Raw genomic sequence first — 1,698 nt, forward strand, 5'->3', positions numbered from 1 at the left:
AAAAAATATGAAAGTCAATAGAGATTTTATAATTTTTTTGGATTTTTATAAGTAGAAGGTGAATCATTCATTTTGTAAATCATATATTGTATAATATATAGAATTTTCGAAAAATGTGTTATTGTTAGTAAATATTTTTTATAGTTTTTATATTATTAAATTAAAGAGGAACAATTACCATTTTCTCGGCATATTTCACTTTTATTTTCAAGCAGTAATCAATTAGATATGTAAAAATAAGGCATAGTGAACTCGGATATTAAAATAAATTAAAGATATAAAATAAACACATTTATTAATTAAAATAAAAAAGCTAGATGATTAAATAAATATAGCTAGGGAAAATTTTATAAAAAATAAAAAAGGAATAAGGATTAAGAACAGTGAAAAGAAGAATTTTGTTGATTGGAATAATGGTTTTGACTTCATCTTGCGGAATTATTGGTGGAGTTGGAAGTGTAGTCGGAGGGACTATAAAAGCTGCTGGTGGAGTTACTGGGGCAGTTATTGGGACAACTGGGAAATTAATTGGGGGTATTATTGGTGGAAATGACGGAGAAATAAAGGCTAAAAATACAAAATATAAGTTTTCGAATGCAGAAGTAGAAGTGACTGGAGGAAAAACTATTGTTACAGGAATTTTGATGCATAATGGAGTAGGAAAAAGAAATCTGACAATAGAAATTCCATGTTTTGATGAAAATGGAGCAAAAATTGGAGATGCTGTTGACAACATAAGTTCGCTTGGAAAAAATGAAAAATGGGAATTTCAGGCAGTTCTTAATACAAATGAAACGAAAACTTGTAAACTTAAAGATACGTATATTTATGAAGGAAATATAAATACAACTATTGAAAATAAAGATAGTAATACTGAAAATGTTAATAATGAAAACACTAATAATATTGAAAATGAAAAATAAAAATCGGAGGAAATAATGATAGGAATTATTGGAGCAGTAATTGAAGAGGCTGAAGCAATCAAAAAGGAAATTAAAGATATTAATGAAAATATAATAAACGGAATATCGTTTTTTACTGGAAAATTTAATGATAAAGAGGTTGTTTTTGTGCAATCTGGAATTGGGAAGGTAAATGCTGCAATTACTGCAACTTTATTAATTGAAAAATTTGGTGTAAGTGAGATAATTTTTTCAGGAGTAGCTGGATCACTGGATGAAAGGCTGAAAGTTGGAGATGTTGTTGTTGGGCGGGATATTGTTCAGCATGATGTTGATGCTACAGCCTTTGGCTATAAAATGGGACAAATCCCTCAAATGAAGGAATGGGCATTTGAATCAGATAAAAATCTAATTGAAAAAACTGGAAATATAACTAATTTTGAGCATCAGATTTTGCTTGGAAGAATTCTGACTGGAGATCAGTTTGTAAGTAAAAAAGATGTGAAAATTCAACTTGGAAAAGATTTTGAAGCACTTTGCGTGGATATGGAAAGTGGAGCTGTAGCTCAAGTCTGTACAAGGCTAGGTGTAAAATTTTTGATAATCCGTTCGATTTCAGATTCAATTACAGACGAATCTGATATGGAATATGAAACTTTTGTGAAACTGGCGGCGGAAAATTCTAAAAAAATATTAAAAGAAATTGTTTAATAAAATAAAAAGTTGAAAGAAGGGAGAAAAAATGAGTTTTCGATTAAATCCATTTAAAGTAATGAGAGCAGTTGGAATTGTTGCA

General features: G+C 29.0%; 2 protein-coding genes. Both read left to right on the forward strand.

Annotated features, from left to right (window positions below):
• The first annotated feature begins 383 nt into the window (after window positions 1-383).
• A complete protein-coding gene (locus tag Q0370_RS09675; protein WP_299575125.1) occupies window positions 384-923 on the forward strand; it encodes an FxLYD domain-containing protein in 540 nt (179 codons plus the stop codon).
• Between the two features lie 15 nt (window positions 924-938).
• Window positions 939-1,613, forward strand: coding sequence for a 5'-methylthioadenosine/adenosylhomocysteine nucleosidase (locus tag Q0370_RS09680; RefSeq protein ID WP_299575127.1), 675 nt, complete (start codon window positions 939-941; stop codon window positions 1,611-1,613).
• Window positions 1,614-1,698 lie beyond the last annotated feature (85 nt).

It is taken from the genome of uncultured Leptotrichia sp., assembly GCF_938036635.1.
Taxonomy (GTDB): domain Bacteria; phylum Fusobacteriota; class Fusobacteriia; order Fusobacteriales; family Leptotrichiaceae; genus Leptotrichia; species Leptotrichia hongkongensis.